The sequence below is a fragment of the Streptomyces sp. NPDC104371 genome (assembly GCF_055583785.1).
The window spans coordinates 691,938-717,195 of the sequence record NZ_JBVJNF010000002.1 but is presented as its reverse complement, the minus strand read 5'-3'; the positions used below and the strand labels follow the sequence as shown (position 1 = coordinate 717,195).

The following is a 25,258-nucleotide window of genomic DNA, read 5'->3' as shown; positions in this document are numbered from 1 at the left end:
CTCTCACCGACTAGATTCAGGAGGTCTCCCGGTGACGCCAGCCGAGCGGCCGTCCGCTCCGAAGCCGGGCCCGCCGCCCCGCCGTACCCGCTGGTTCCAGCCCCGGCGCTCCGGCTTCGCGTGGGAGCAGGAGGGCCTCGAGCACGTACGGCGGCTATTGCCGGACGCCGAGCCGTACCGCGCGTGGGCGACGTTCCAGTTCACGGGCCCGTCCGGGCGGGTCAACGAGTGCGACCTGCTGATCGCTGTTCCCGGAGGGCTGTACCTGCTGGAACTGAAGGGCCATCCGGGACGGCTGGTGAACCACGGTGACACCTGGCAGTTCCACGCGGACCGGGTCCGGACGCTCAAGAACCCCCTGTACCTGACCGACCTCAAGGCCAAGGAGCTCAGGAGCCAGCTGGAGCGGGCAGCCCGCGCGATGGGCGCGGACCCGCGCCGGGTGCCCTTCATCAAGCCGGCGGTGTTCCTGCACAGCCCGGATGCCGTCAGCGAACTCGACGAGTTCCAGCGGACCTCGGTCTTCGGGCGCAACGACGGCGGCAGCGGCCTGCCGGGGATCTGGGACGCCCTGCTGGGACTGCCGCCCGAGCGCGAGACCTGGCGCATCACTCCGCATAAGGCGCAGTTCCTCGAAACGCTCATGCAGCGGATCGGGGTCAGCCACTCGACGGCGCACCTGCGGTTCGGGGACGACTGGCGCCTTGAGCCGAGGGCCCTCGATGCGGGGCCCGGCTGGGAGGACCGGCTCGCCGAACGGGATGACGGCCTGGTACCGGAGCACGGCCGGGTGAGGATCTATCTGGTCGGCGAGGGGGCGTCGACGCAGCAGCGGCAAGCGGTGGACCGGGCGGCTCTGCGCGAGTACCAGGTGCTGCAGGGCATCAACCACCGGGGCATCGTGCAGGCTGCCCAGATCCGCGAGCACGTCGGCGGCCCCGCGATCCTGTTCCGTCATCGCCCCTCGGATCTGCGCCTCGACGCCTACCTCGACGCGTACGGCGGCCGGCTGACCCACGAGGTCCGCCTCGACCTGGTGCGGCAGCTCGCCGAGGCGGTGCGCTACGCGCACAATCGCTCCCTCTACCACCGCGCCCTGTCCGCGCGCTCGATCTACGTGTCGGCGCGCGAGGACAGTTCCGAGCCGGTGCTGCGGATCGCCGACTGGCAGACGGCCGCCCGGGACTTCGAGACCACCCTGCACCGCTCGCTCGGGGACACCCCGCTGGACGCCGGGCTGATTGCCGATGTCGCCCAGGTGTATCTCGCGCCCGAGACGGACCAGGAGTTCGCGGACCCGGTCGACCTGGATGTCTTCGGTCTGGGCAGCCTCGCCTACCTGCTACTCACCGGACGTCCGCCGGCCGACCGGCGCAGCGCCCTGGTGGACCGGCTGGCCGCCGAGGGCGGACTGCATCCGTACGCTGTGGCGGACGGCGTCTCCGCCTTCCTGGACGACCTGGTCTTCCAGGCCACGCAGACCGATGCCCGGTACCGGCTGTCGTCCGCCGAGGAGTTCCTGCGCCTCCTCGACGCTGCCGAGGCCGACGCAGCGCCCCCCGAATCGGCCGGGGCACCGGTCCCGGACCCGCTCGCCGTCCAGCCGGGCCAGTCGCTCGGCGACACCTGGACGGTCCTCCGGGTGTTGGGTACCGGCGCGACTGCTCGTGCCCTGCTGGTCCGGCGCACCGGCGATGAGCCGGACTCCGAGGAAGACGCCCTCCGCGTCTTCAAGATCGCGCTCGACCACGACAAGGACGCCCGTCTGTACGCGGAGGCCAGGGCGCTGCGCGAGGTGGGCGGCGGGCACATCGTGAAGCTGCTCGCCGAGCCGCGGGACCTGGGCGGCCGTACCGTACTGGAGATCGAGTACGCGGGCGGCTTCCGTTCGCCCGCCGACCGGGACCCAGTGAGCCTGGGGTCCCGGCTGCGCGGGGTGGGAGCGCTGGGATACGACCGGCTGGAGCGCTTCGGCAACGACCTCTTCGCCGCCCTCGACAGCCTCGCTGCCCGAGGGGTGCGGCATCGGGACATCAAGCCGGACAACCTGGGGCTGTTCAAGCGCAGCGACGGGTCCTGGCAGCTGATGCTGTTCGACTTCTCCCTGGCCGACGCCCCCGACCAGGACCTGCACGCGGGCACACGCGGCTATCTCGACCCGTTCCTCGGAGGCAGCCGCCGTGAGCGCTACGACGATCACGCCGAGTGGTACGCCGCCGCGGTCACTCTGCACGAGATGGCCTCGGGTGTGCGCCCGGTGTGGGGGGACGGCCAGATCGATCCGCTCACGGTTCCCGACGCCAAGTTGTACGTGGCCAGTGAGCTGTTCGACCAGTCGCTGAGCGAAGGCCTGACCGAATTCTTCGAGCGCGCGCTGCACCGGGATGTAGAGCAGCGCTACGACAGCCTGCGCGACATACAGGAGGCGTGGCGCCGGATCTTCCGCAAGGCTGACGGGGCTCGCCCGGCTACCACACCCGCCACGGTCGGTATGACCGCGGAAGACATCGAGGACGCCCGCGAGCAGGCCGCCGCCGTGGCGGATCTCAACACTCCCTTGGAGGCGGCCGGCCTGTCGCCCCGTGCCGTGTCCGTGGCCGCCGGGCTGGGCGCGTCGACCGTGAAAGCCCTGCTGGAGATCCCCCCGCACACGATCTCCCGCGCGCGGGGGGCGGGAAATCTCATCCGCAAGGAACTCAACCGACGCCACCGCCAGTGGACGCAGGCCCTCCGTCAACGCCCCGCGGAGCGCAGGCCGGTGGCGGTCCCGGCCGACGCGCCCGAAGAGGCGCTGGAGCCGGTCGAAGTGCTCGCCGCCCGGCTCACCCCGCCCGCGGGCAAGCGTGGCGCGCGGCCACGCCCCGACGTCGTCCGCGCCACGCTCCAGCTCCCCGGCGGTGCCCCCCTGGAGCCCTGGCCGGCCCAGCCTGCCATTGCCAAGGCGCTCGGCGTCACCCAGACCACCGTCTCGAAGCACCAGCTGGCCGCGGTCGAGCAGTGGGCGGCCCTGCCGTGGCTGACGCGCATCCGCAATGAACTGATCGCCATACTGTCTGAGCAGGGCAGGGTGATGACCGCCGAGGAACTGGCCGGCGAGCTGCGCGCCCGGCACGGCGCGGCGGACGAGGACGAGGCCACCGACACTTTGGCCCAGGCGCTCGCCGTGGTACGTGCAGCCTCGGATACGGAGACCCGTAAACGGGACGAGGACGCCGCAGGCGACGAACCCCCCGCCAGGCTCGGCGTCCTGCGGCGTGGGGGCCGGGTGGTGCTGGCACTGGAGGACCAGCCGGGCTCCGATGACCCAACACCCGCAGAACTCGCCGACTACGCTGCCGCCCTCGGCGCGGCTGCGACCAGGCTGGCCGTCCGGGATCCGCTGCCGGGCCGGGCGACGGTACTGCGTGAGCTGCGTGCGATGTCCTCGCCCGACGGCATGATGTCGCTGGCGGATACCAGGCTTGTCGACCTGGCGGCGGCCATGGCAGGCGGCGTCGGGGTCTCACCGCGTCTGGAACTGTTCCCGCTGGACCTCGACCTGGTCCGCGCCCTTCGCACTTCCCAGGCCCCCGCGGAGGTACGCGCGGTCAGCGGCATCAGCACCGCGGACCTGGTGGCCCGGATCCGCGCGCGCTTCCCCGGTCTGTCGGTCCTGGCCGACACGACGTACGTGGAGCTGGAAGAGGCCCTGGCGCAGACCGATTTCCCGCTCGAGTACGACCAGCAGCGCAAGCGGTTCGTGCCGCGGGCCCGCGAGACGACCGACACCCGTACCGACGGACCGATGGTCTCCGCGCTGACCAGCACGGGCAGCCTGATCGCCGCGGCGCAGAGCGAGCTGGCGCTGGGGCGGGACCCGCGCCGGATGATGTCCGCCCGCCTGGAGGCCGCCCATCGGCGCGGCGGTTTCCTCGCCCTCACCGTCAAGGGCCCCGAACTCCCCGGTGTGGCAGGGCGGTTGGCGGAGCGATTCGGGGTTGTACCGGTGTCGCTGGACGAGCTGTTCCTGGGTGTGCTGCGGGAGCTGGCCGCGGAGCAGGGGGTGCCGTGGCAGGCGCTGCTACGGGCGGACGCCACGCTGACATCCTCCGGAGCGATCGGGGCGGGCCTCGCGTCCTATGCACGTGTGGCGTCCGAGCGGCTCGTCGCCCGTGCCGCGGCGCTGGCGGAGCGCACGGGTCCGCGTACGGTGCTCCTCGCTCACGAGACGGCCCTCGCGGCTCGCTACTGGACGTCCGGCGGACGGGAGGCACTGGTCGCACTCCAGGAGGCGGCCCGCCGCCCGGCGGACGCCCCGCACGGCCTGTGGCTGGTCGTGCCCATGGAGGACCCGGAGGTCTCGCCGGCGCTGGACGGCCGCACGGTGGACATCGTGGACCGGGCCAGCGAGTGGGTGGTCCTGGGGGGATTGTTCCTGAAGGAGCTGAAGGGACAGGGCCCTGCGGCGGAATTGGCAGAGGAAACAGCCGGTGGGCAGGGGGCTTTGAAGGCGACCGGCTGACAACCACCCGATCTGGCAAGGAACTTGCGCTCGTGTTTCCCCTGCCTCAGCACAGGGTCCGACCTAAGATCATCGTGTGCCGCAACTCGAGCAGGAAGACCACTTCGCCTCCGCCGCGGATCGTCACTTCTGGGATGCCGACTACTTACAGAAGGACGGGCGGCTGCCCGCCGCGGACCATCTCTACGGCTTCGCGGCCGAGTGCGCGGCGAAGAGCCTGCTGCTGCGGTTCACCGAGGTGAGCATGGACCCCAAGCCCGGCGAGGCGAAGCCGTCGTCCAAGCCGTGGGCCGAGTATCCCGGGGACTCCGAACGGATCATCGAGTTCGGCCATGTCAACGAGCTGATCAGGGACATCGGTCTGCTGGCGCACGGCCGGACCGGGGCACCGCTCCACGCGGTACTCGAGAGCGACCTGCGTGTCTTCAAGAAGTGGCATGTGAAGTTCCGTTATTACGACGGCGGTTACGCCCAAGCCGAGGTGGTGGAGCGGCGCCGGACCGCCGCGCACAACATACTCGTCCTGCACCAAGAGGCCCGACGCAATGGAAAGCTCACGTGATGACGCCTCTGCCCCTCCCCGTCCGCTTTGACGCGGCGCGGCAGTACGCCGCCGAGGCCGCGCGCGCCGTAGCCGGGCAGGGCTTCGACGTCGTACTGGTCAGGGATGTGCTCGGCCGTTTCTCCCTCGTCGTCGATGACACCGGCAGGGAGCAGGACGCGGCCCGGCTCCTGGATTCCTGGGAGGCGGAGTTCACCGGCCGACTCGGCCGGTACCGGTCCGGCGAGCCGGTGGTGCGAGCCTCGCAGATGTTCTCCGCCGACGCCGTACTACGCTCCCGACGGGCGGTGGCCGACACCGCCGGGCTTGCTGCCCAGGGCGCGGGCACAGTCCGCTTCCTCGACAACACCGTGGTCGGCGAGGACTGGGCCAGGGTGAGCGCACCCGACCCTGACGCGGTCCGCACCCGAGGCCACCGCACGGCGGTGTACGGCTTTAAGGGCGGCGTCGGCCGGACCACGGCGACCGCGGTCCTCGCCCGGCGTCTGGCCGACCGGGGTCACGCCGTCCTGGTGATCGACCTCGACCTGGAGTCACCGGGTGCGGGCCCGCTGCTCGCGGGCCGCAACCTGCCCCGCCACGGCATTGTGGACCATCTGGTGGAGGCCGCGGTGGACAACACCGAGGGTCTGGAGTGCGTGACGCGCACCGCCTACGCGCCCCGCAACCGCTATGGCGAACTGTGGGTGGCCCCCGCCCGAGGCCAGGGCACGCCCAACATGCCGTACACCTACGTCGACAAGCTGAACCGCGTCTACTCCGACCTGCCCGGCACCCCCTTCGGACGTCGGCTGGAGCAGGCGATCGAAGCGTGTGAGGACGCGATCGAGCGAGACGGCGACACCGGCCGCCGTCCTGACGTCGTACTCCTGGACAGCCGAGCTGGTATCCACGACATCGCCGCCGTGACGATCTCCCAACTGTGCGACACCGCACTGCTGTTTGCAGCCGACAACACCCAGACCTGGGCAGGCTACGGCGACCTGTTCGCCGCGTGGCAGTCCACCGGCCAGGCGCCCCGCATCCGCGAGAAGCTGCGCATGGTGGCGTCGATGGTGCCGGACTCCGTGCACTTCCCGATGGAGGACTACCTGGAATCGTTCCGGGGGAATGCCTACGCGCGCTGCTCGCTGCTGTACGACGAGGTGGCGCCGGGCGAAGTGGGGGGAGAGGACGGCTCGTCCGGCGATGCGCTCACCGGGGTACCTTTCGCTCCTACCCTGAACGACGACTGGGCCCCGCACTCGCCCGTCCCGATCCTGTTCGACCAGGGTCTGGTGGGCATGGACTCGGTGAACGCGCCGGACTGGTGGGACCGGGCGTTTGTCCAGGCCGCGTACGGTGAGTTCCTGGCCACCGTCATCCCGCTGATCGAGGGCGCCCTGGACGGCCACGGGGAGCAGGAAGGAACGCGATGACCGAGGCCCTGTCCGCACGCGAGTGCCAGGACCTGCTGTCGGCGGCGCTGGCGGAGGTCATCACGGCCGACGCCCGCCGCCCAACGCCCCACACGCTCTTCACTCCTGACTCGCACCGCAGCGCCCTCTACGTCGACAACGTGGTGGTGCAGGGCGGCCGGGGCGTCGGCAAGACGTTCTGGTACTGGTCGCTGCTCGACGAGACCCTGCGCGGTGTTGCCGCCAAGGAGTACCGCATCAACCGCCTCAACCGGCTTCGGGTCCACCCCGGGTACGGCCTGGCCATGCGGTCCGAGTGCTACCCCGGCCCGCTGGTTCTGGGCAGCCTGCTGGAAGCCGGCGAGGACCCGTACGACATCTGGTACACGGTCCTGCTGACCGCACTCGGCCTGCCCGACCTGCTGGGGCTGACCGAATGGTCCGACAAGATCACCTGGGTACGCGCCCATCCCGGCCAGGCCGAGCGCACCATCGAGCAGGCGGACCGCCAGGCCTACGACGAGAACATCGTCCACCTGCTGCTCTTCGACGCCCTGGAACACCTGCACAGCGACCGCCGACAGGCGGACCGGCTGGTCGGTGGCATCCTGAGGCTGGCCCTCCAGATGCGGTTCGTCACACGCAGTATCCGCCTGAAGGTGTTCGTACGCCCGGACATGTTCGAGGCGGCAAGCCACCACTTCGCCGACGCCTCGAAGCTGTCGGCCTACGCGGCCCGCCTGGAATGGACCCACGTCGACCTTTACGGCCTGCTGTTCCACTACCTCGGCAACGAGGAGGGGGACGTAGCGGAGCGGTTCCGCAGGATCACCACCGGAGGCTGGCTCCCTGAGGCCGACGGCGTCCGTCACGCCCCGCCGCCGCTGCTGTCCGGCGACGCGGAGACGCAGAAACGCGTCTTCGAGCAGATCGCGGACCCGCTCATGGGCAACAACGTCCGTCGGGGCAGGACCTACGACTGGCTGCCGAACCACCTCATGGACGGCCTCGGGCAGGTCAGCCCTCGTAGCTTCCTGGAGGCCCTGGCCACTGCGGCCGAGACCACGCGGACCCGCTATCCCGCACACGAGCGGGCCCTGCATCACGAGGCGATCCGCGCGGGCGTCCAGCAGGCGTCGGTACGGCGCGTGAAGGAGGTCAAGGAGGACACCCCCTGGGTGCGGCTGGCCATAGAGCCGCTCGCCGACTACCAGGTACCGATCCCGGAGCCGACGGTGCTCAGTGTGTGGAAGGACGTGAACCTGCCCGCCGCGCTGGCCAGGGAGAGCGCGCAGTACGCCCAGGCCGACACCCCCGACAAGGTCCGCACGGGCCCGCGCGACCCCAACGACCTGCCGCGGCTGATCACCGAGTTGATCGAGCTGGGCGTGATGACCAAGCCCCGCAGCGACGGCCGCCATGACCTGCCGGACGTGTACCGGATCGCGTTCGGGCTGGGCCGCAAGGGGGGCGTGCCGCGGCCGAAGGCGTAGGCCGGGGACGGAACCTTTGGGGTCGCCCTCCGCTCCCGGTTTGTTGCAGGAGGCTGGCAGGATGGTCGGTACCGCCGTGTAGCCACGGCAGGCTTGTCGGGGATGGAGAGGTTGCGCCGGTGTCGTCTGAGGAAGCCCGTGGTGAGCGGGGCGCGTCGCTGAGCCGGGAGAAGTGGGAGGCGCTGCGCAAGGACCTGCAGAAGCAGGTTGCACTGCTGGTGGAAGACCTCCGAGAGCGGGCGGCGCGGGATGAGTTCGACGGGCCGCTGCGGATCGAGTACCAGAGCGCCCTGGAGTCGGAGCGCACCGCCGCCCACTACCAGAGCTGGCTCGAGGACCGCCTGGTCCAGATCGCCGCGGCGTGGGTGCTGGCCTGTGTCTTCGTCCGCTTCAGCGAGGACAACGGTCTGATCTCCGACGCCTGGCTGTCAGGCCCTGGTGAGCGGCTGGCCGAAGCCCAGGACCGCCACGACGACCATTTCCGGACCCACCCGGAGCAGAACGACCGCGACTGGCTGAGGTTGTCCTTCCAGGCCCTCGCCGACGCCCACCCCACGGCCGCGGCCCTCTTCGACGAACGGCACAACCCGATGGGGGAGGTCACGCCGTCGTACACCGCCGCCCGCCGACTGCTGGCCTTCTGGCGCGAGCGGGGCGCGGACGGCGAGATCCGCTACGACTTCACCGACCCCGAGCTGGACACGCGGTTCCTGGGAGACCTCTACCAACACCTGTCCGAGTACGCCCGCAAGACCTACGCACTGCTTCAAACGCCGGTCTTCGTGGAGGAGTTCATCCTCGACCTGACACTGGAACCTGCGGTGGAGGAGTTCGGCCTGGACCCGATCTGGAAGCACCGCCCGGCCCGCTGGCGGGGCGAGGTGGACGACGACGGCCAGGTACGCGGGCTGCGCTGCATCGACCCGGCGTGCGGGTCGGGGCACTTCCTGCTGGGCATGTTCCACCGGCTGCTTGCGAAGTGGCGGGAGTTGGAGCCCGGTACGGACAGGTGGGTACTGATCCGCCGCGCCCTGGAGTCGGTCCACGGCGCGGACAAGAACCCGTACGCGGTGTCTATCGCGCGGTTCCGGTTGTTGGTGGCCGCGCTGAAGGAGGGCGGGGAGCGGGAACTGCGCCGGGCCCCTTCGATGCCGGTGCGGGTGGCGGTGGCGGACTCGCTACTGCATGGGCGGGACGCCGGACAGGGAGCGGGGCAGACCCTGGACGACGTCGAGCGGGGTGAGGCGTTCACGTACCGGACGGAGGACGTCGAGGAGTACGTGCACGAGGTGGACCTGCTGGGGCGTGGGTCGTATCACGTGGTGGTGGGGAACCCGCCGTACATCACGGTGAAGGACAAGCAGGAGAACGAGAACTATCGGAAGGCGTACTGGGCGTGCTCGCGACAGTACGCGCTGTCTGTTCCGTTCGCGCAGCGGATTTTCGAGCTGGCGGTGCGGGCGGGTGGTAGTCATCGGGATGGGGGCTTCACCGGTCAGATCACGGCCAACTCGTTTATGAAGCGGGAGTTTGGCAAGGTTCTTATCGAGTCGTTCTTCCATGGTGGGCCCTACAAGGATCCGAACACCAAGCGACGGAACGATTACCCAGGTGTTGAGCTAACGCACATTATCGACACGTCGGGTGCTTATATTCCCGGGCATGGAACGCCAACGGTCATTCTTGTTGGGCGGCACCAGATGGCACGGCAAGCGAATCCGATTCGGGCGGTTTTGGGCATTCGAGGCGAGGCCGGCATTCCCGAGGAAGGCACACTTGGCCCAGTGTGGGCGGCTATCACTGGGCAGGTATGTAAGCCGGGGAGTGAGTCCGAGTGGATTTCGGTCATTGATGCCGAACGAGAACGATTTCGCACCTTCCCGTGGTCCTTGCAGGGTGGGAGCTCGCATACGCTCATGACTCAGCTCCATCAAGCCTCCCGAATCCAGCTGGACGCTCGCGTACGTCTCATCGGTCGAACGGCTCATACCGGGGCTGACGCTGCCTATTTCGCTCCTCCTGGGACATGGTGCCGTTACAGAGTGCGACCGCAGCATACCGTTCCGCTGGTCGAAGGTAACGTCATTCGGGACTGGAGCCTCCATGCCGACGCGGAAGCTCTTTTCCCGTACGACCGTGACCTTTCAGCTGATCTAAGTGATCCCCATCTCGAACATCTCCTATGGGCACTTCGAGAAGAACTGCGCGAGCGTCGGGAGCCTGGAGGCACCCATGAGGAAATCGGGCTCACTTGGTACGAATGGAGTCGATGGCACCCTGAGCGCTACGCCATTCCGCTCGGTATTGCATACGGAGAGGTGGCCACGCATAATCACTTCGCCCTGGATCGCGGAGGAAAGGTATTTAAGCAGACTGCACCGGTGATCAAGCTGCCCGATGCAGCGAGTGAAGAAGAGCATCTTGAGCTGCTTGGGTTGATGAATTCATCAACCGGAAGTTTCTGGATGAAGCAGGTCGCTCAGCAAAAGGGAGGTGCGGATAACAACAGCGGTGGCGGTAACCGGTGGGCCTTCGAAGCCTGGGAGCGTTTCTACCAGTTCAGCTCCACGCGGCTTCAGCAGTTCCCCCTCCCTGAATCCCTCCCCCTCGCCCACAACCGCGAACTCGACCACCTGGCCCAGGAGTTGGCCAAGCACGAACCCTCTGTCACCACCGCCTCCGACACGCCCACTCGTGCTGCCCTGGACGAGGCCAAGGCTGCCCAGGACCGCATTCGCTCCCGCATGATCCTCCTCCAGGAAGAGCTGGACTGGACCGTGTACGGCTCCTACGGCCTGCTCACGGCCAAAGAGGTCGCCCGGACCACGCTGCCCGGTGACCCCGCCGAGCTGAGCGACGCAGACGTACCGCAGCTCGAACTCGGGCAGCGGGCCTTCGAGATGGTCCTGAAGAGGAAGGTCGACGCCGGCGAAGTCGAGACCGCCTGGTTCGAACGGCACGGCTCCACCGGCACTGCCGTCGCTGACGTACTGGACGACTGGCCCGACGCCTACAAGGAGGTCGTGAAGGCCCGGCTCGACATCATCGGGTCCAACAAGGACATCCGGCTGCTCGAGCGTCCCGAGTACAAGCGCCGCTGGTCCACCGAGCCCTGGAAGAAGCGCGAGGACGTCGCTCTCCGTGCCTGGCTTCTGGGCGCTGCCGAGCGGGAGGACCTGTGGTTCGAGGAGCGGGGCGAGTACACCTCGCCCCGCACGCTCACCGTCTTCCAACTTGCCGACGCCCTGCGCCACGACGAGGACGTCCAGGCCGTCGCCGCGCTCTACGCCACCGACCACCTCGGCAAGCCCGACGCCTCCCTCGCCACCGTTCTCGCGGCGGTCATCGAGCCCGAGCACGTTCCGTACCTCGCCGCCCTCCGCTACAAGGAGTCCGGCTTGCGCAAGCGTGCCCAGTGGGAGCGGGTGTGGGAAGAGCAGCGGGAGGAAGATCGCACCGGGGAGCGACGGGACATCAAGGTGCCCCCGAAGTACACGGGCGCCGACTTCCTGAAGCACTCGTACTGGTCCCATCGCGGCAAGCTCGACGTGCCGAAGGAGCGGTTCATCTCCTACCCCGGCGCTTCCCCAGGCGGCGACCCGTCCCTCCTCCTCGGCTGGGCCGGCTGGAACCATCGCGACCAGGCCGAGGCGCTGGTGAACCTCGTCAACGACCGTGAGAATGTGGACGGTTGGTCCAGGGAGGACCCGCGTTTCGTACCGTTGCTGGCTGGGCTTATGGAGGTCATGCCCTGGGTTCGCCAGTGGTACGACGCGTACGACGAGGAATGGGGCGACAACCCTGCCCGCGAGTTCCAGACCGCACTGAACCGCGGCTGCGCCAACCGTCACCTCGCGGAATCCGACCTCCGCGACTGGCGCCCCGAGAAGAAGAAGGGTGGCCGACGGTCGGCCACCGAGTAGCCACCAGGGCATGCGGTGACGCTGAAGGGGCCCCGCGTTGTCGCGCGGCCCCTTCAGTCGCTTGGTTCGCCCCCTTCGGCGTCGTCGCTGGGCGGTTGCTCGACGACGAAGGATCCCTTGCCGCGCACGGTGACGATGAGCCCTCGTTCGCGCAGCTCCTGCGCAGTACGCCGAGCCGTCAAACGCGCAACGCCGTACTCATCGGCGAGGTGATTCTCCGAGGGGATGGGCCTGTCTGGTGCCAGTTCCCCGGATTTGATCTTGCGGGCGATCACGTCGGCCAACTGAACGTAGAGCGGCCTCGCACTCATAGGGTCAAGCATGGGCCGTGGTGCTTCAGTATCGCTCATACGTCCAACGTAGAGATGTAGTCACCTCAACGATCGAGTGGATCCCTCTGTACTTGTATACAGAGGGCTATAGCTCGATGTAGCGTCGAAATGAAAGGCCCCGGCGAGGTGGTTCAGACCTCCCGGGGTGCGGCCAACGCTTCCAAGGAGCGTCGACATGCCCGACCTTATCCGCCGCACCGCCCATTGGTTGAGCCTCCTGCTCACCTCGGGAACCGGCAAACACCGCCGCATCCGCCATCAACCCGCACCCCACCTCGACCAGCACCTGATCGGAGCCCCGGCGACCGAGGGGGTGGCCGCCTGATGAACCCGTCGGCACACCACCCCCCACACCCGACTCCCCTGCGCCTGCTTCCCTGGCCCTCACCGGACGGCAAACCCTGCTACCTGTCCACGGACGGCAACGGCGGCTATCTCTCGCGCCTCGCCGATGACCTGGAAGCCGTACAGCTCGCCACCGCCACCGACATCCTCGGCCTCGCCCGCACGGTGCTGGACGATCCCACCTCGCCGTACACCGAGGTCCGCTACGTCGGGATTCGGCTCGCCGAGTGCCTGAGGGATGCCCTGCGTGTTGCCGAGTCCCGCGGCCAGCGCCTGCCCACACCGGACGTGGACGCCGACGCCGCGGACCCAGGTGCCGAGAACGACGGCGCCCGCTCCGGACAGCCGACGCGAAACCAAGGGAGCGGACTATGGTCGTCATCACGTCGCGACGAAGGGGCCCATCGGCCATGACCGCCCACGCCACCGAATCGACAGCGGACATTCTCGCCATGCCCGATCGGGCTCGCCGATAGCCTCAATCCTCAGACCGGTCATCACCGCCCCATCCCCGCACACCACCCCTGCCGCCCCGCCCGAGCTGGCAGGATGGAGGGTGGCGTGCGGGGCCTGGGTGATCGCCTGGCTCCGCCGGATAGTCGGCCGTACGGCCGGGCGGGATTCGAACGGGGAGCTGGAGCGGCGGATGGCCAGGGGCAGCAAGGTCGTGCTGAGGGACGTTCTCGACATCAAGGAGGACGCTCACGCCGGCGATTTCAAGATCGCACTGTCCCAGGGCTTCGGCGCCGAATCGGCCGGTTCGGTGGCGGACTACGTCGTCACCGAACAGCTCGCGAAAGAGTTCGACAAGGCGCTGCGGTTGGTCCGCGCAGCTGTGCGGAAAAACACCTCGTACGCCGCCTACCTGCACGGATCATTCGGCGCCGGTAAGAGCCACTTCCTGACCGTGCTGCACGCCGTCCTCAACGGCGACCCGGGGGTCCGTACCAAGCACCGGCTGCGCGAGGTGATCGCCGAGCATCACGACTGGCTGCCTGGCCGGAAGTTCCTCATGGTGCCGTACCACCTGGTAGGCGCGGCCAACCTGGAGTCCGCGCTGCTCGGCGGCTACGTGAAGACCGTACGCGAGCTGCACCCGGCGGAGTCCACGCCCTCGGTGTTCAAGGCGGACTCACTGCTCGCGGACGCCCGCGCGCTGTGCGAGTCGCTGGGCGACGAGGCGTTCGTACGGCTGCTACCTGCCGCGACGACCGCGCAGACCGTCGCGAGTGACGGGCTCGCCCCCATCGAGGCAACCCCCGCACCGGCCGCTGGGGGTGACGGACTGACACCGATCGGTACCTTCACCGCCGCGTCGTGGACCGGTGAGGAACTCCGTCGCGCCTTCTCCGCCCCCGCAGGGGATTCCGTCCGCGAACGTCTGGTGACCGCGCTCATCAGCGGCCCCATGAAGTCCTACGCGGCCAGCGCGGCCGGCGGCGCGGAAGCGTACGTGTCGCTGGACGACGGACTCAGCGAGATCAGCAAGCACGCCCGCACCCTCGGCTACGACGGCGTGGTGCTGTTCCTCGACGAGCTGATCCTGTGGCTCCAGGCCCGGATGCGGGAACGCACCTGGGTCAACGAGGAGATCCAGAAGCTCGTCAAGCTGATCGAGTCCGGCAACGCCGACCGGCCCGTGCCGATCGTCTCCTTCATCTCCCGCCAGCGGGATCTGTCCCAGCTCGTCGGCAAGGACATCCTCGGCTCCGATGTACAGAACATGGAACAGGCGCTGGAGTACCTGAAGGAGCGCTTCACCGTCATCAACCTGGAGGACCGCAACCTCCCGGAGATCATCAAGGAGCGGGTACTCAAGCCCCGGAACGGCCAGGAAGAGGTGCTCCAGTCCGCCTTCAGGGGCGTCGACAACTCCAACCAGCAAGTCAAGGACATCCTGCTGGACGACGGCGGGGCCACCCGCGCCGGCTGGGAGGACTTCCGCGCCGTCTACCCCCTCTCGCCCGCCCTGCTGAACGTGCTCGTGGCGCTGTCCGGCGCGCTCCAGCGCGAGCGCAGCGGCCTGAAGCTGGTCCAGCAGCTGCTCGAGAAGAACGCGGACGCCCCGCTCGGCAGACTCATCCCGCTCGGTGACCTGTGGGACGTCCTCGTCGACGGCACCGGCGCGGCCTTCACCGACCAGCTCGCGCACGAGTCCGAAGCAGCCGTGAAGTTCCACGCCAAGGCCCGTGAGGTCCTGCTGCGGAAGTACGGCCGGGACGAGACCAACGCCGACTTCCTCGCCGACGACCGTTTCGTGAAGACGCTGCTGCTCGCCGCGCTCGCGCCCGACGTGCCGGCGCTGCGCCGGCTCAGCGGCGCACGGCTCGCCGCGCTCAACCACGGCTCCGTACACTCGCGGACCGTGCCCGTCGGCGACAAGGTCGTCGAGCGCATGAAGGCGCTGCAGGGCGAGTTCCCCACCGAGCTGCGCAGCGAGGGCGACACCGACCCCGTCTTCTCCCTGCACCTGTCCGACCTGGACATCGAGCCGCTGCTCAAGCGGGTGGAAGGGGAGGACAAGGACGGACCGCGCCGGATGTGGGTGCGTGACCGGCTGTGGGAACTCCTCGGTGTCCAGGAGGGCGAGTTCGTCGACAAGCGGGAGATCGTCTGGCAGGGCACGAAGCGGACCGTGGAGTTCGTCTTCGGTAACGTGGCCGACGCCCGCAAGCTCTCCGACGAGCAGTTCGTCCCCAGCACGAAGGGTCACATCCGGTTCGTCGCCGACTACCCCTTCGACGAGGACCACAACCGGTTCCCCACCTGGGATTACCAGCGGTTCCAGAAGCTGAAGGAGACCGTCACCGCCCCCACCCTGGTGTGGCTGCCCGACTTCTTCTCCGAGCAGCGCAGGGCCCAGCTCGGGCAGCTCGTCCGGATCAACTTCCTGCTGGAGCGCAACCGGCTGGACGAGTTCACCGGCAACTACGGGCCCGATGACCGGGCCAAGATCCGACGCCAGCTGGAGGTCGGCCGCGACGCCCTGACGCGCACCCTCGTCGATGCGCTCGGCGAGGTGTACGGGATCTCCGCACCGACGGACGGCACCAAGTCCGCCGAGGTGGTCGAGGGCCGCCATGTGCTGTCACTTCAGCCGGAGTTCCCCCGCCCGGAACCCGAAGGCGGCAAGACGTTCTCCGACAACGTCCTGCACCTGGCCGACGGGATGTTCACGGCGCTGTACCCCAAGCACCCCGACTTCGGCACCGACCGCTCAGGCCGACGCGAGGCGGTCACCCTACGCGACCTGCGGACCGCCCTGGAGTGGATCACCCGGGCCATGGACGAGGACGGCCGCGTCGAAGTCGACGACCGTCAGCTGTATACGGTCAAGCGGATCGTGGAACCGCTGGAACTCGGCACCGTCCACGACGGCCCGCTCGTACTGCGTGCCGACTGGCGCACCCGCATCAACCAGGCCGCCGCCCAGAACGGCGAGCGGGAGCTGCTGAGCGTGGAGGACATCCGCCGCTGGATCACCGGAAAGCCGCTCGAATACGCCGGTATCGACCCGCAGATCATCAACCTCCTCATCGCCGCGTACGCCCTCCTCGACGACCGCGTCTGGGTCGACGTCACGGGCCGCGAGGCCCCGGCTCCCGACCTGGCGTCGATCGGCCCCGGCTGGGCACTACGCGCCCAGCCGCTGCCCGACAAGGAGGCGTACGAGACCGCCCGCGAACACGCCGGCCGTCTCTTCGGTGTGCCCGCCAAGCCGCATCCCTACGCGCGGAACGTGAACAGCCTGGCCGCCGGCGTACGCGATCGGGTCGAGGAGCTGGAGAAGCACGTCTCGGGTCTGCGGAGCACCCTGGAACGGCACGCGGACCTGCTCGGACTGGACGGTGCCGCCCCCGCCCCGCGCACGGCGATGTTGCGTGAGGCCGCGGCGCTGCTGGCCCGGCTGAGCCGGCACGGCACCGACGCGACCGCGCTGATCGAAGAACTGGCGAAGGTGTCCCACGAGACACCCGCCCGGGAGCTGGCCCACACCATGGAGAGCGCCGAGGCCGTTCTCCAGGCTCTGGACGCCACCGACTGGCGGCTGCTGAAGAGCGTCCAAGGGCTGCGTGACCGTGACGACAGCGTGGGCGACCGCGCCGGGCGGCTGCTCGACCAGATCGCTGAGGCGGCCCGTGCCTCCGAGTTCGAACGCCCCTTGGTGCCCGTGCTCGGCGCGGCGCCGGAGACCGCCATGGCCATCCTCGACGCGGCGCTCCGCACGGAGCGGACGGCCCCCCTCCCGCCGCAGCCGCCCGCCCCCGGCCCGGAGCAGATCCCGCTCTCGGAGCACGGGAACCCGCCCGTGCCCTCGAGCCCGGCTGATCCCGTTGACCCCGCCGACGGGACGGGAGCCGGGCAGGCGCCGACCGGGAAACCGTACGGTACGGCGACGGGAGCGGCCGGTTTGCCGACGCGCGCCGCCCGGAGGGTCATCGGCGTCGGCACCGGAGGGCTGGAAGCCGTGCTCAGCGCCGAATTGACGGCCGTACGGCGGGAGATCGAGGAGTTCCGCGCGGAGCACCCGGACACGGCCGTAGAGATCGTCTGGCGTGCCGTCGACAGGACGACTGACGGGAGTCGGCCGGCCGCCGGGCAGGACGGCCGGGACGGTGACAGCCTGTTCCCGGCCGGTGGCAAGGGCCTGGCAGCCGGAGACGATGGGTACGTGGGTGACGGGGCCGGAGGTGGGCACTGATGGCTCCACGCCCCGTCGTCGGCCGCCGCGCGATCGAGGTGCTGCTCCAGGCCGAACTGCCGAGGGCCGAGGGCAGGCGGCTGGTCCTCGTCGACGCCGTCTACGAGGATCGCGGCCGGGAGGCCGAGTTCACCGTCCGCGCCGAGGGCAGGCACCACCGGGTCCGGGTCACCGACCAGGACTCTCTGCTGGGCATCGCGGACGCCTGGCAGCGCCATCGCAGCGAGGCGGACCCGGCCGGTGACGACGTGCTCGTTGTCACCGGGCAGGTCCCCGCCGACCAGATTGGCTGGGACCTGCGCGCCCACGCCGTGCATTGCCGCCCGCTGTCCGTCGACCGCGCCGACATCGTCAAGCAGCTGTTCGGCGCGACCGACCTGGACAGCCGTATGTCCGGCGAACGCTGGCTACTCGACGCGCTGTTGGAGGCCGAACCGGTGGACGGCGGCTGGCCGCGGGCCGGCGCCGTCCTGACCCGCGACCGCGCTGTACGCGCGTTGCTCGCGCAGCGGCTCCGGCTCGGCGACACGGCCTCCGACACCCTCGACCTCGACGCGGACACCCTGTTCACCTGGTCCCGCACCATGCATGGTCCCGCCTCCTACGCCGCACTGCCCGCCGCCGAGCGGCACGGGATCGCGGAGTGGCTCACCCGGGCTGTGGGGCCCGCCGCCGCTACCCTGATGGCGCTGGCCGCCGATGGCCGGGGTCAGGACGCCCTGCCGCTCGGGGCGCTCGCGTCCGCGGCGCTGTCCGCCACGGCCCCGGAAGCCGCGGGCTTCGCGCTGGGAACCCTCTTCGGCCCGGCCCTGCCCTCCTTCGAGGCGCTGCGGCCCTTCGCCGACGCGGCGACCGGTGTGCTCAGCCGCTGGATCGCGCAGGCCGAGGGCAGCGGCTCCCAGCGCGACGAGGCGCGCGAACGCGTCCTCACCGTCCTGGATCATGCGGACCGGCTCGCCACGGAGGCCCGGCTCAGCCCTCTGCTCGGCGCCGACCGGCTCCTCCCGTCCGGCTACCGGGGCCGGCTGCGCACCCTCGCAGGCCTGCTCGACGGACCGGTGGGCCTTGCGGAGACCGCCTTCCGCGAGCTGACGAAGCATCAGCTCGGCACTGTCTACTCCGACTCCACCGAATCGGCCCGCACCGCCGTGCGTCTGGTGCGCTGGCTGCACACGCCCCTGCCCTCGACCACCTCGGTGGACCGCGCCGTCCGGGCCCAGCTGGCTTCCTCAGGGTGGGCCGACCTGGCCGTCAGCATCCTGGCCGAGGGGGACGACTTCCGGGACCCGGCGGTAGCGGACGCCTACGAGCGACTGATAGGAGCCGTACGGGCTCGCCGGGCCCGGCTCGACGAGGTGTTTGCTCGTCGGCTGGCCGTCTGGACGGAAAGCGCCTCCCAGCAGGCACCGGGCGGTGCCCTGCTCATCGAGAACGTCCTGGCGGAGGCGGTTGCGCCGTTCGCCCGGGGCGGCGGCAGGCCCCTGCTGCTTGTCCTGGACGGAATGAGCGCGGACGTGGCCGTGCAGCTTGCCGGGGAGCTCGACCGGCGCGTGTGGACCGAGGTGGTGCCCCGGCCTCGGCCGGGCGATGAGCCCGCCCGGCAGGCCGCCGTGTCGATGCTGCCGTCGGTGACGAGGACCAGCCGGACCGCGCTGCTGTGCGGTCGGCCGGAGGAAGGCGGGCAGGATAAGGAACGGGCCGGATTCACCGCTTTCTGGAAGAGGCGGCACCGCGACCGGGGCGCCCAGCTCTTCCACAAGGGCGGCTACGAAGGCCCCCCCGGTCACCGGCTGGCGCCTGAGCTGCTGCAGGCCCTGGCGTCCGACGACATCGTCGCCGTCGTCGTGAACACGATCGACGACGCCCTGGCCGACGGCCGAGAGGGGATCGCCCGCGGGCGCTGGCGCCTCGGTGACATCGCGAAGCTGCCGTACCTGCTGAACGCGGCACGCGACTACGGCAGGCCCGTCGTCCTCGTCTCCGACCACGGCCATGTCCTCGATCGCACCCCACGGGGGCACCAGCCGACCGTCGCCGACGGAGTGGAGGGGGCACGGTGGCGTACCGGCACCGCCGGGGACGGCGAGATCGCCCTCTCCGGTCCCCGCGTGCGGGCGGGCGGCGGCCGGGTCGTCCTGCCCTGGCGTGAGGACCTGCGCTACACGGCCCGGCAGGCCGGATACCACGGCGGCGCCTCCCTCGCCGAGGTCACCGTCCCGGTGATCACCGTGGTCCCGTCCGCCGAGCTGGTACCCGAGGGGTGGACGCTGCTGCCGGCCGAGCGCGTCGCACCGCCCTGGTGGCATGGCGGACCCGTGCGCACGTCTACCTCTGCGGAGCGGCCCGCGACCGCGGAGATCGCCGCAGCCGGCACTGCCGTGGTCTCCTGGGCCGACGCCTCCGTCGTACCTGCCCCGTCTGGCGGAGCCAGCGAGTCCGCGGTGCAGGCGGCGCGGAACGAGCCTGAGGATTCGGCCGTGCCCGGGTCGTCCGCGCGGGGTGGCCTTGGCGACCGGATCGTCCACTCCGAGCCATACAAGGCCCAGCGCGAGTTCGTCCGCGGCGTGCAGGACGCCAAGGGCGACCGGGCGGTCGCCGCCGCGATCGACGCGCTCGTGTCGGCGGGCGGGAAGCTGTCGCCCGGCGCGGTCGTCGCGGCGGCGCAGGCCGTCACCGGCCGGTCGCAGCGTAACCCGGAGCGCTTCGCCACGGTTCTGGAGCGCCTGCTCAACGTCGATGGCTATCCCGTAGTCCAGCTCGTGGAGTCCGGTCGTACCGTCCAGCTCAACAAGGCGCTCCTCGAAGAACAGTTCCTGGGAGACGCCGCATGAGCACACCCGCATCGGCAGTGAGCCCGGCGCGGCGCAGGGACGTCGTCGACGCGCTGCGACGGGGCACCGTCCCGCAGGCGGGCCTCGGCCTGCTCGCCGTCGGTCTGGAGCGCTTCGAGACCACGCTCGATGACGACCTCGCCACCGTCGCGCGGGGTGGTTCAGCCTTCCACGCGCTGCGCGGCGAGTACGGCTCCGGCAAGACCTTCTTCGCCCGCTGGCTCGCCGAGCGTGCCAAGCGGCGCGGCCTCGCCGTCAGTGAGGTACAGATCTCCGAGACCGAGACGCCCCTGCACCGGCTGGAGACTGTCTACCGTCGGCTCGTCGAACGGCTCGCCACCGCCACACACCAGCCGTCCGCGCTCCGGGCGGTCGTCGACTCCTGGTTCTATGCCCTGGAGGAAGAGGTCCTCGCGGGCGGCGACATCGCCGATGATGACGAGACCGCCCTGGCGAGGGCAGTGGACGAGCTGCTGGAGCAGCGGCTCGCCGCCGTCGCCCGGACCACCCCGGCCTTCTCCGCTGCCCTGCGCGGCTACCGGCGGGCCGTGGCCTGCGGCGAAAGCGCACACGCCGAGGCGCTGATCGCCTGGCTCGGCGGACAGCGCTCCGTGGCAGCCTCGGCGAAACGCGCCGCAGGCGTGCGCGGCGACCTCGACCACTTCGCCGCCCTGGGCTTCCTGCAGGGCCTGCTGACCGTGCTGCGCGACTGCGGGCACCCCGGTCTGCTGCTTGTCCTGGATGAGGTGGAGACTCTGCAGCGGGTGCGCTCCGACGTACGGGAGAAGTCCCTCAACGCGCTGCGTCAGCTCCTGGACGAGATCGACGCGGGCCGGTTCCCCGGTCTCTTCCTCGTCATCACCGGCACCTCCGCCTTCTACGACGGGCAACAGGGCGTCCAGCGTCTTGCACCCCTTGCCCAGCGCCTTGCCACCGACTTCACCACCGACCCCCGCTTCGACTCGCCCCGCGCCGTCCAGCTGCGTTTGCCCGGCTTCGACCTGCCGGCGCTCGGCGCACTGGGGCGCAAGACGCGCGACCTGTATGCCGGGGTCGCCCGCAACCCCGAACGCATCACCGCGCGGGTCTCCGACGCCTACCTCGACGAGTTGGCCCGCGCGGTCGCCGGGTCGCTTGGCGGCAAGGTCGGTGTCGCCCCGCGCCTGTACCTGCGCAAGCTGGTTGCCGACGTCCTGGACCGGGTCGAGGAGTTCCCGGACTTCGATCCTCGGGCGCACTACGCCCTCACCCTGAACCGGGCCGAACTCACCGAGACCGAGCAGAGCGCGGCCGTCAGCGCCGGGGAGATCGAGCTGGACCTGGACGTGTCATGACGGAACCGGGGAGCGGGAGCTTGAGGGAACCGGCCGACGAGGGGGAGCCGGTCGACATCCTCGACCTCCTGGACCCGGTCCTCGGCCACCACATCGTCAACTCGCTGGGCTGGCGCTCTCTGCGCCCGCTCCAGGAGGCGGCCGTCGAACCGCTCCTCGGCGGCGAGGACGCCGTAGTGCTCGCCCCCACGGCAGGCGGCAAGACCGAGGCGGCCGTCTTTCCCCTGCTGACGCGCATGAACCGGCACGGCTGGAAGGGCACCAGTGTGCTGTACGTGTGCCCGCTCAAAGCCCTGCTCAACAACCTGTGGCCCAGGCTGCGGACCTACACGGAATGGCTCGGTCGCACCACCGAGCTGTGGCACGGTGACGTCACCACGCCCCAGCGGCGCCGCATCCTCACCGACCGTCCCGACATCCTCCTCACCACGCCAGAGTCCTTGGAATCCATGCTGGTGAGCACCCACGTCGACCACCGGGCCTTCTTCTCCGGGCTCCACGCCGTGGTGGTCGATGAGGTACACGCCTTCGCGGGCGACGACCGGGGCTGGCATCTGCTCGCCGTCCTGGAGCGCCTGAGCCGTGTCGCCGGGCGCCCGCTGCAACGGGTCGGCCTGTCGGCCACCGTCGGCAACCCCAGTGAGTTGCTGACCTGGCTCCAGGGCTCGAGGCGCGGGCGCCGCGCCGCCCGGGTCGTCGCTCCCCACCTCACCGGCTCCGCCCCGCAAGGACGAGCCGCGCCCGAGGTATCACCACCGACCCCCCTCGGAGACGTTGAACTCGATTACGTCGGCTCCGTTGCCAACGCGGCGACCGTCATCACTGCCCTGCACCGGGGCGAGAAACGCCTGGTCTTCTGCGAGAGCCGCCGTACGGTCGAAGAGCTGGGAGAACAGCTGCGCCTCAAGGGTGTGACGACCTTCCTGTCCCATGCCTCCCTGTCCGTGGACGAGCGTCGGCGTGCCGAGGAGGCCTTCGCCGAGGCACGCGACTGCGTGATCGTCTCCACCAGCACCTTGGAACTCGGCATCGACGTGGGCGACCTGGACCGGGTCATCCAGATCGACGCACCGCCCACCGTGGCCTCCTTTCTCCAGCGCCTCGGTCGCACAGGACGGCGTCCCGGAACCACCCGCAACTGCTTGTTCCTCGCTCTCGACGATGCCGGTCTGCTCTCGGCAGCCGCCCTCCTTCTGCAGTGGTCCCGCGGCTGGGTGGAACCGGTAGTGGCCCCGCCGGAGCCCTGTCACCTGGTGGCCCAGCAGCTCTTGGCCCTGTGCCTGCAGGAACACCGGGTCGGCAAGAACCTCTGGCAGGAGTGGTGGGGAGGTATCGGCCCGTTCGGGCCCGGCGCGGAACCCGTAGCGCGCCATCTGGTGGAGCGGGGATATCTGGACCAGGACGGGGATCTGCTGTTCATCGGTCCTGAGGCCGAACGCCGTTACGGGCATCGCCACTTCATGAACCTCACCGCGGTGTTCACCGCCCCGCCCGAGTTCACCGTCTGCACCGGCCGCACCGAGATCGGCCGTGCGGATCCGGACCTGCTCACCGAGGAGGTCACCGGCCCGCGCAAGCTGCTGCTGGCCGGGCGCAGCTGGCTGGTGACCTACATCGACTGGCGTCGTAGGCGCTGCTACGTGGAACCGGCCGACGGAGGAGGCCGCGCCCGCTGGAGCGGCTTCGGTGGCGAACGCGTTCGCTCGTTCGCGCTGACCCGCGCGGCCCGCGACGTCCTGCTGGGGCAGGATCCTCCCGTACGCCTGACGAAACGAGCCACCGTCAGGCTCACCGAGGCCCGCGAAAGACGTCTGCACACCGTGCACCCAGGCGGGACAGCCATCACCCGGCGCGCAGGCGGCGACATCCGCTGGTGGACGTGGGCCGGGTATCGCGCCAATGCCACGCTGGCCGCCTCGCTGTCGTCCGTCGTGGCTCCGAAGCACCGCTTCGAGGATCACTGGATCTGCCTGCGCGACGATCTGACACCGGCTCGCTGGAAGGCGGCCGTCACGGAGGCCACACTGCGACTGTGCTTGCCCGAAGTCGACGGGCGGGCGGTGCGCGGCCTCAAGTTCTCGGACGCACTCCCCGCCCGGCTTGCCGAGGCGACTCTTGCCGCGCGCACCGCGGACGAGGATGGAGCCCGCGCGGTCCTCACCGAGCCGATACGCCTCACCACCCTCAACCGCCCGTAGACCACGGTCGAGGCGTATGGTGCTCCAGAGGATGGTTCAGCCGAACGAACATCGTAAAGGCCGGTGTAACCACGTCACTGAGGTTCAGCAGCACAAGACCACACGGGCATGCGGAAGCACTTTTCTGCGGCAGGTCGTGCGGCAGGTGGGCCCACTGGCAGCCGGTCCGCCCTGAACCTCCGCTTGGACTTGAACGCCAACTGGCTTTGTTCACGCGAACCTCGTGAACAAAGCCACGCGGAATGAGCAGCAGCCTGAGGCAGACCGCACCGCACGAGTTGCCCCGGGCGCGCCCCTGCTCGCCCGCGTCGCTCGGTGAGACCGCCGACCACAGCGTGGCCGGCGCACGGAGGTACGTCGACGATGCCGTCTGGGAGGCAGGCGAGACGTACATCGACACGGGCGGCCACCCTTCGAGAGCCGTGTGCTGTGCGAGGGCTGGCCCAACGCACTGGCCGCGGTCGAATAGAGGAGGGCGGCCGGGGTCCTCGCCCCGGCGCGTGATGACGGGCCATCTGGAGGAGGGCACGACGACCCTCGCTGCCTGGCAGGCCCAGACCAACGCGCTGATCACGACGCCGTGGGGCGGTCGTCGACGCCGTCGGCTTCCGTGGCCTTACGGAGGCCCAGCGGCGTGACGACCACCTGGGCGCGGTCGTTGGCAAGTGAGGCCGCGCCCGCCGAAGCGAGAACAGAGCGGCATCGAAGCGCGATGGTCAGCTCTGTGCGAGGTTCGTTTCACAGGTGGTGCACCTCCGCACGGCCAATCGCCTTGGATTGCCCGCGGTGGCCGTCGCTGGAGAAGCACTGCTCAACCGCTCCCAGAGCCCGAGCGGAGGATTCGGGATCCACCCCCACTGCGGTGGCCGTACGTCGTCCTCGGTCATGTGGTCGCACCAGCCGGGCCTGTGCGCGCACTGCTTCGGAGAGATCAGGATCGTGTCATCCGGGTGAGTACCCCACTCCCTCCTCACGAACGTGCCTACCGAGCGCGAGGGCGCGGACGCGGACGAGCCTGGTGGACATTCGCACCCGAGTCCGATGACGATCTTGCTGCCGCACTCGGCGCAGCGCTCTTCTCCCACTGGTCTCGCCTCACCCTCACGCGGTGCCAGAGTCGACCCGGTAGACGATCTTCCCGTCGAACTCGGCGAACCCGAGTGACTTGTAGAAGGCCCGCGCACCTGGGTTGTCGCTGTCGGTCATCCATTCCATGCGGCTGCACCCTGGGCGTGCCGCGGCGATGGCGCGGAGTTCGTCCATGAGGCGGGCTCCGATGCCCTGCTGTCGGAGCGTGTCACGGACGTATAGCTCCTTGAGGAACAGGGAGTGTGAGGAGCCGGCGGCCGGCCAGAGGAACGAGTAGGCGGCGAGTCCGACGATGTCTCCGCTCTCGTCCTCGACAAGCAGTGCGGAGGCCAGCGGCGGCGAGCCGAAGAGCGCCTCCTCGACCTGGGTGCGGCGTTCCTCCAGCGGCTGGATGTCGCTGTCGATCGACCCGTAGAACCGCTCGATCTCCTCGATCAGCTCGGCCACGGCCGGGACGTCCCGCTTCTCCGCAGGTCGAATCGTCACAGTCATCGGCGCCTCCTGTAGTTCCTCGGTAGCTCGGTCGCTGCTGCACTTGTTCGTTCCAACGC

13 protein-coding genes are annotated in these 25,258 nt (G+C 69.8%); 11 read left to right on the top strand and 2 right to left on the bottom strand.

All coding sequences use genetic code 11. The features are described 5' to 3' along the window. Positions 1-31 precede the first annotated feature (31 nt). From pglW to pglX, 5 genes are all read left to right on the top strand, one after another. The gene (pglW, locus tag ACZ60T_RS08990; RefSeq protein WP_469665359.1) at positions 32-4,501 is read left to right on the top strand and encodes a BREX system serine/threonine kinase PglW; all 4,470 of its coding nucleotides are present in this window, start codon (positions 32-34) and stop codon (positions 4,499-4,501) included. Positions 4,502-4,577: 76 nt separating this feature from the next. After that, complete coding sequence (locus tag ACZ60T_RS08985; protein WP_469665358.1) at positions 4,578-5,063, top strand: hypothetical protein; 486 nt, start codon at positions 4,578-4,580, stop codon at positions 5,061-5,063. Beyond that, the gene (locus tag ACZ60T_RS08980; protein ID WP_469665357.1) at positions 5,063-6,481 is read left to right on the top strand and encodes a KGGVGR-motif variant AAA ATPase; all 1,419 of its coding nucleotides are present in this window, start codon (positions 5,063-5,065) and stop codon (positions 6,479-6,481) included. The genes ACZ60T_RS08985 and ACZ60T_RS08980 overlap by 1 nt, the downstream gene beginning before the upstream one ends. Beyond that, positions 6,478-7,953 (top strand): hypothetical protein, encoded by a 1,476-nt coding sequence (locus ACZ60T_RS08975; protein WP_469665356.1) that lies wholly within the window; start codon positions 6,478-6,480, stop codon positions 7,951-7,953. Before ACZ60T_RS08980 ends, ACZ60T_RS08975 begins: the two co-directional genes overlap by 4 nt. Positions 7,954-8,072: 119 nt before the next feature. After that, on the top strand, positions 8,073-11,876 hold the full coding sequence (gene pglX, locus ACZ60T_RS08970) for a BREX-2 system adenine-specific DNA-methyltransferase PglX (protein WP_469665355.1): 3,804 nt from the start codon (positions 8,073-8,075) through the stop codon (positions 11,874-11,876). 53 nt (positions 11,877-11,929) lie between these two features. Here pglX and ACZ60T_RS08965 read toward each other — a convergent pair whose 3' ends face one another. Beyond that, positions 11,930-12,226: a GntR family transcriptional regulator gene (locus ACZ60T_RS08965; protein ID WP_469665354.1), complete on the bottom strand. Its 297-nt coding sequence runs from the start codon at positions 12,224-12,226 to the stop codon at positions 11,930-11,932. A gap of 157 nt (positions 12,227-12,383) precedes the next feature. On the opposite strand from ACZ60T_RS08965, the gene ACZ60T_RS08960 reads away from it, so the two are divergent. From ACZ60T_RS08960 to ACZ60T_RS08935, 6 genes are all read left to right on the top strand, one after another. Continuing rightward, positions 12,384-12,533: a hypothetical protein gene (locus ACZ60T_RS08960; protein WP_469665353.1), complete on the top strand. Its 150-nt coding sequence runs from the start codon at positions 12,384-12,386 to the stop codon at positions 12,531-12,533. Next, positions 12,533-12,967 carry a hypothetical protein gene (locus ACZ60T_RS08955; protein WP_469665352.1) on the top strand — a complete coding sequence of 145 codons (435 nt, stop codon included), beginning with the start codon at positions 12,533-12,535 and terminating at the stop codon, positions 12,965-12,967. Before ACZ60T_RS08960 ends, ACZ60T_RS08955 begins: the two co-directional genes overlap by 1 nt. A gap of 160 nt (positions 12,968-13,127) precedes the next feature. After that, positions 13,128-17,255, top strand: a complete 4,128-nt coding sequence (locus ACZ60T_RS08950) for a BREX-2 system ATPase PglY family protein (protein WP_469665351.1) — start codon at positions 13,128-13,130, stop codon at positions 17,253-17,255. Then, positions 17,255-20,086: a BREX-2 system phosphatase PglZ gene (gene pglZ, locus ACZ60T_RS08945; protein ID WP_469665350.1), complete on the top strand. Its 2,832-nt coding sequence runs from the start codon at positions 17,255-17,257 to the stop codon at positions 20,084-20,086. The genes ACZ60T_RS08950 and pglZ overlap by 1 nt, the downstream gene beginning before the upstream one ends. Then, positions 20,083-21,420 carry a BREX system ATP-binding protein BrxD gene (gene brxD, locus ACZ60T_RS08940; RefSeq protein WP_469665349.1) on the top strand — a complete coding sequence of 446 codons (1,338 nt, stop codon included), beginning with the start codon at positions 20,083-20,085 and terminating at the stop codon, positions 21,418-21,420. The genes pglZ and brxD overlap by 4 nt, the downstream gene beginning before the upstream one ends. Continuing rightward, complete coding sequence (locus ACZ60T_RS08935; protein WP_469665348.1) at positions 21,417-23,618, top strand: DEAD/DEAH box helicase; 2,202 nt, start codon at positions 21,417-21,419, stop codon at positions 23,616-23,618. The genes brxD and ACZ60T_RS08935 overlap by 4 nt, the downstream gene beginning before the upstream one ends. A gap of 1,101 nt (positions 23,619-24,719) precedes the next feature. Here the strand turns inward: ACZ60T_RS08935 and haaN are convergent. After that, the gene (haaN, locus tag ACZ60T_RS08930; protein WP_469665347.1) at positions 24,720-25,199 is read right to left on the bottom strand and encodes a cyclophane-containing RiPP N-acetyltransferase HaaN; all 480 of its coding nucleotides are present in this window, start codon (positions 25,197-25,199) and stop codon (positions 24,720-24,722) included. Positions 25,200-25,258: the final 59 nt, after the last annotated feature.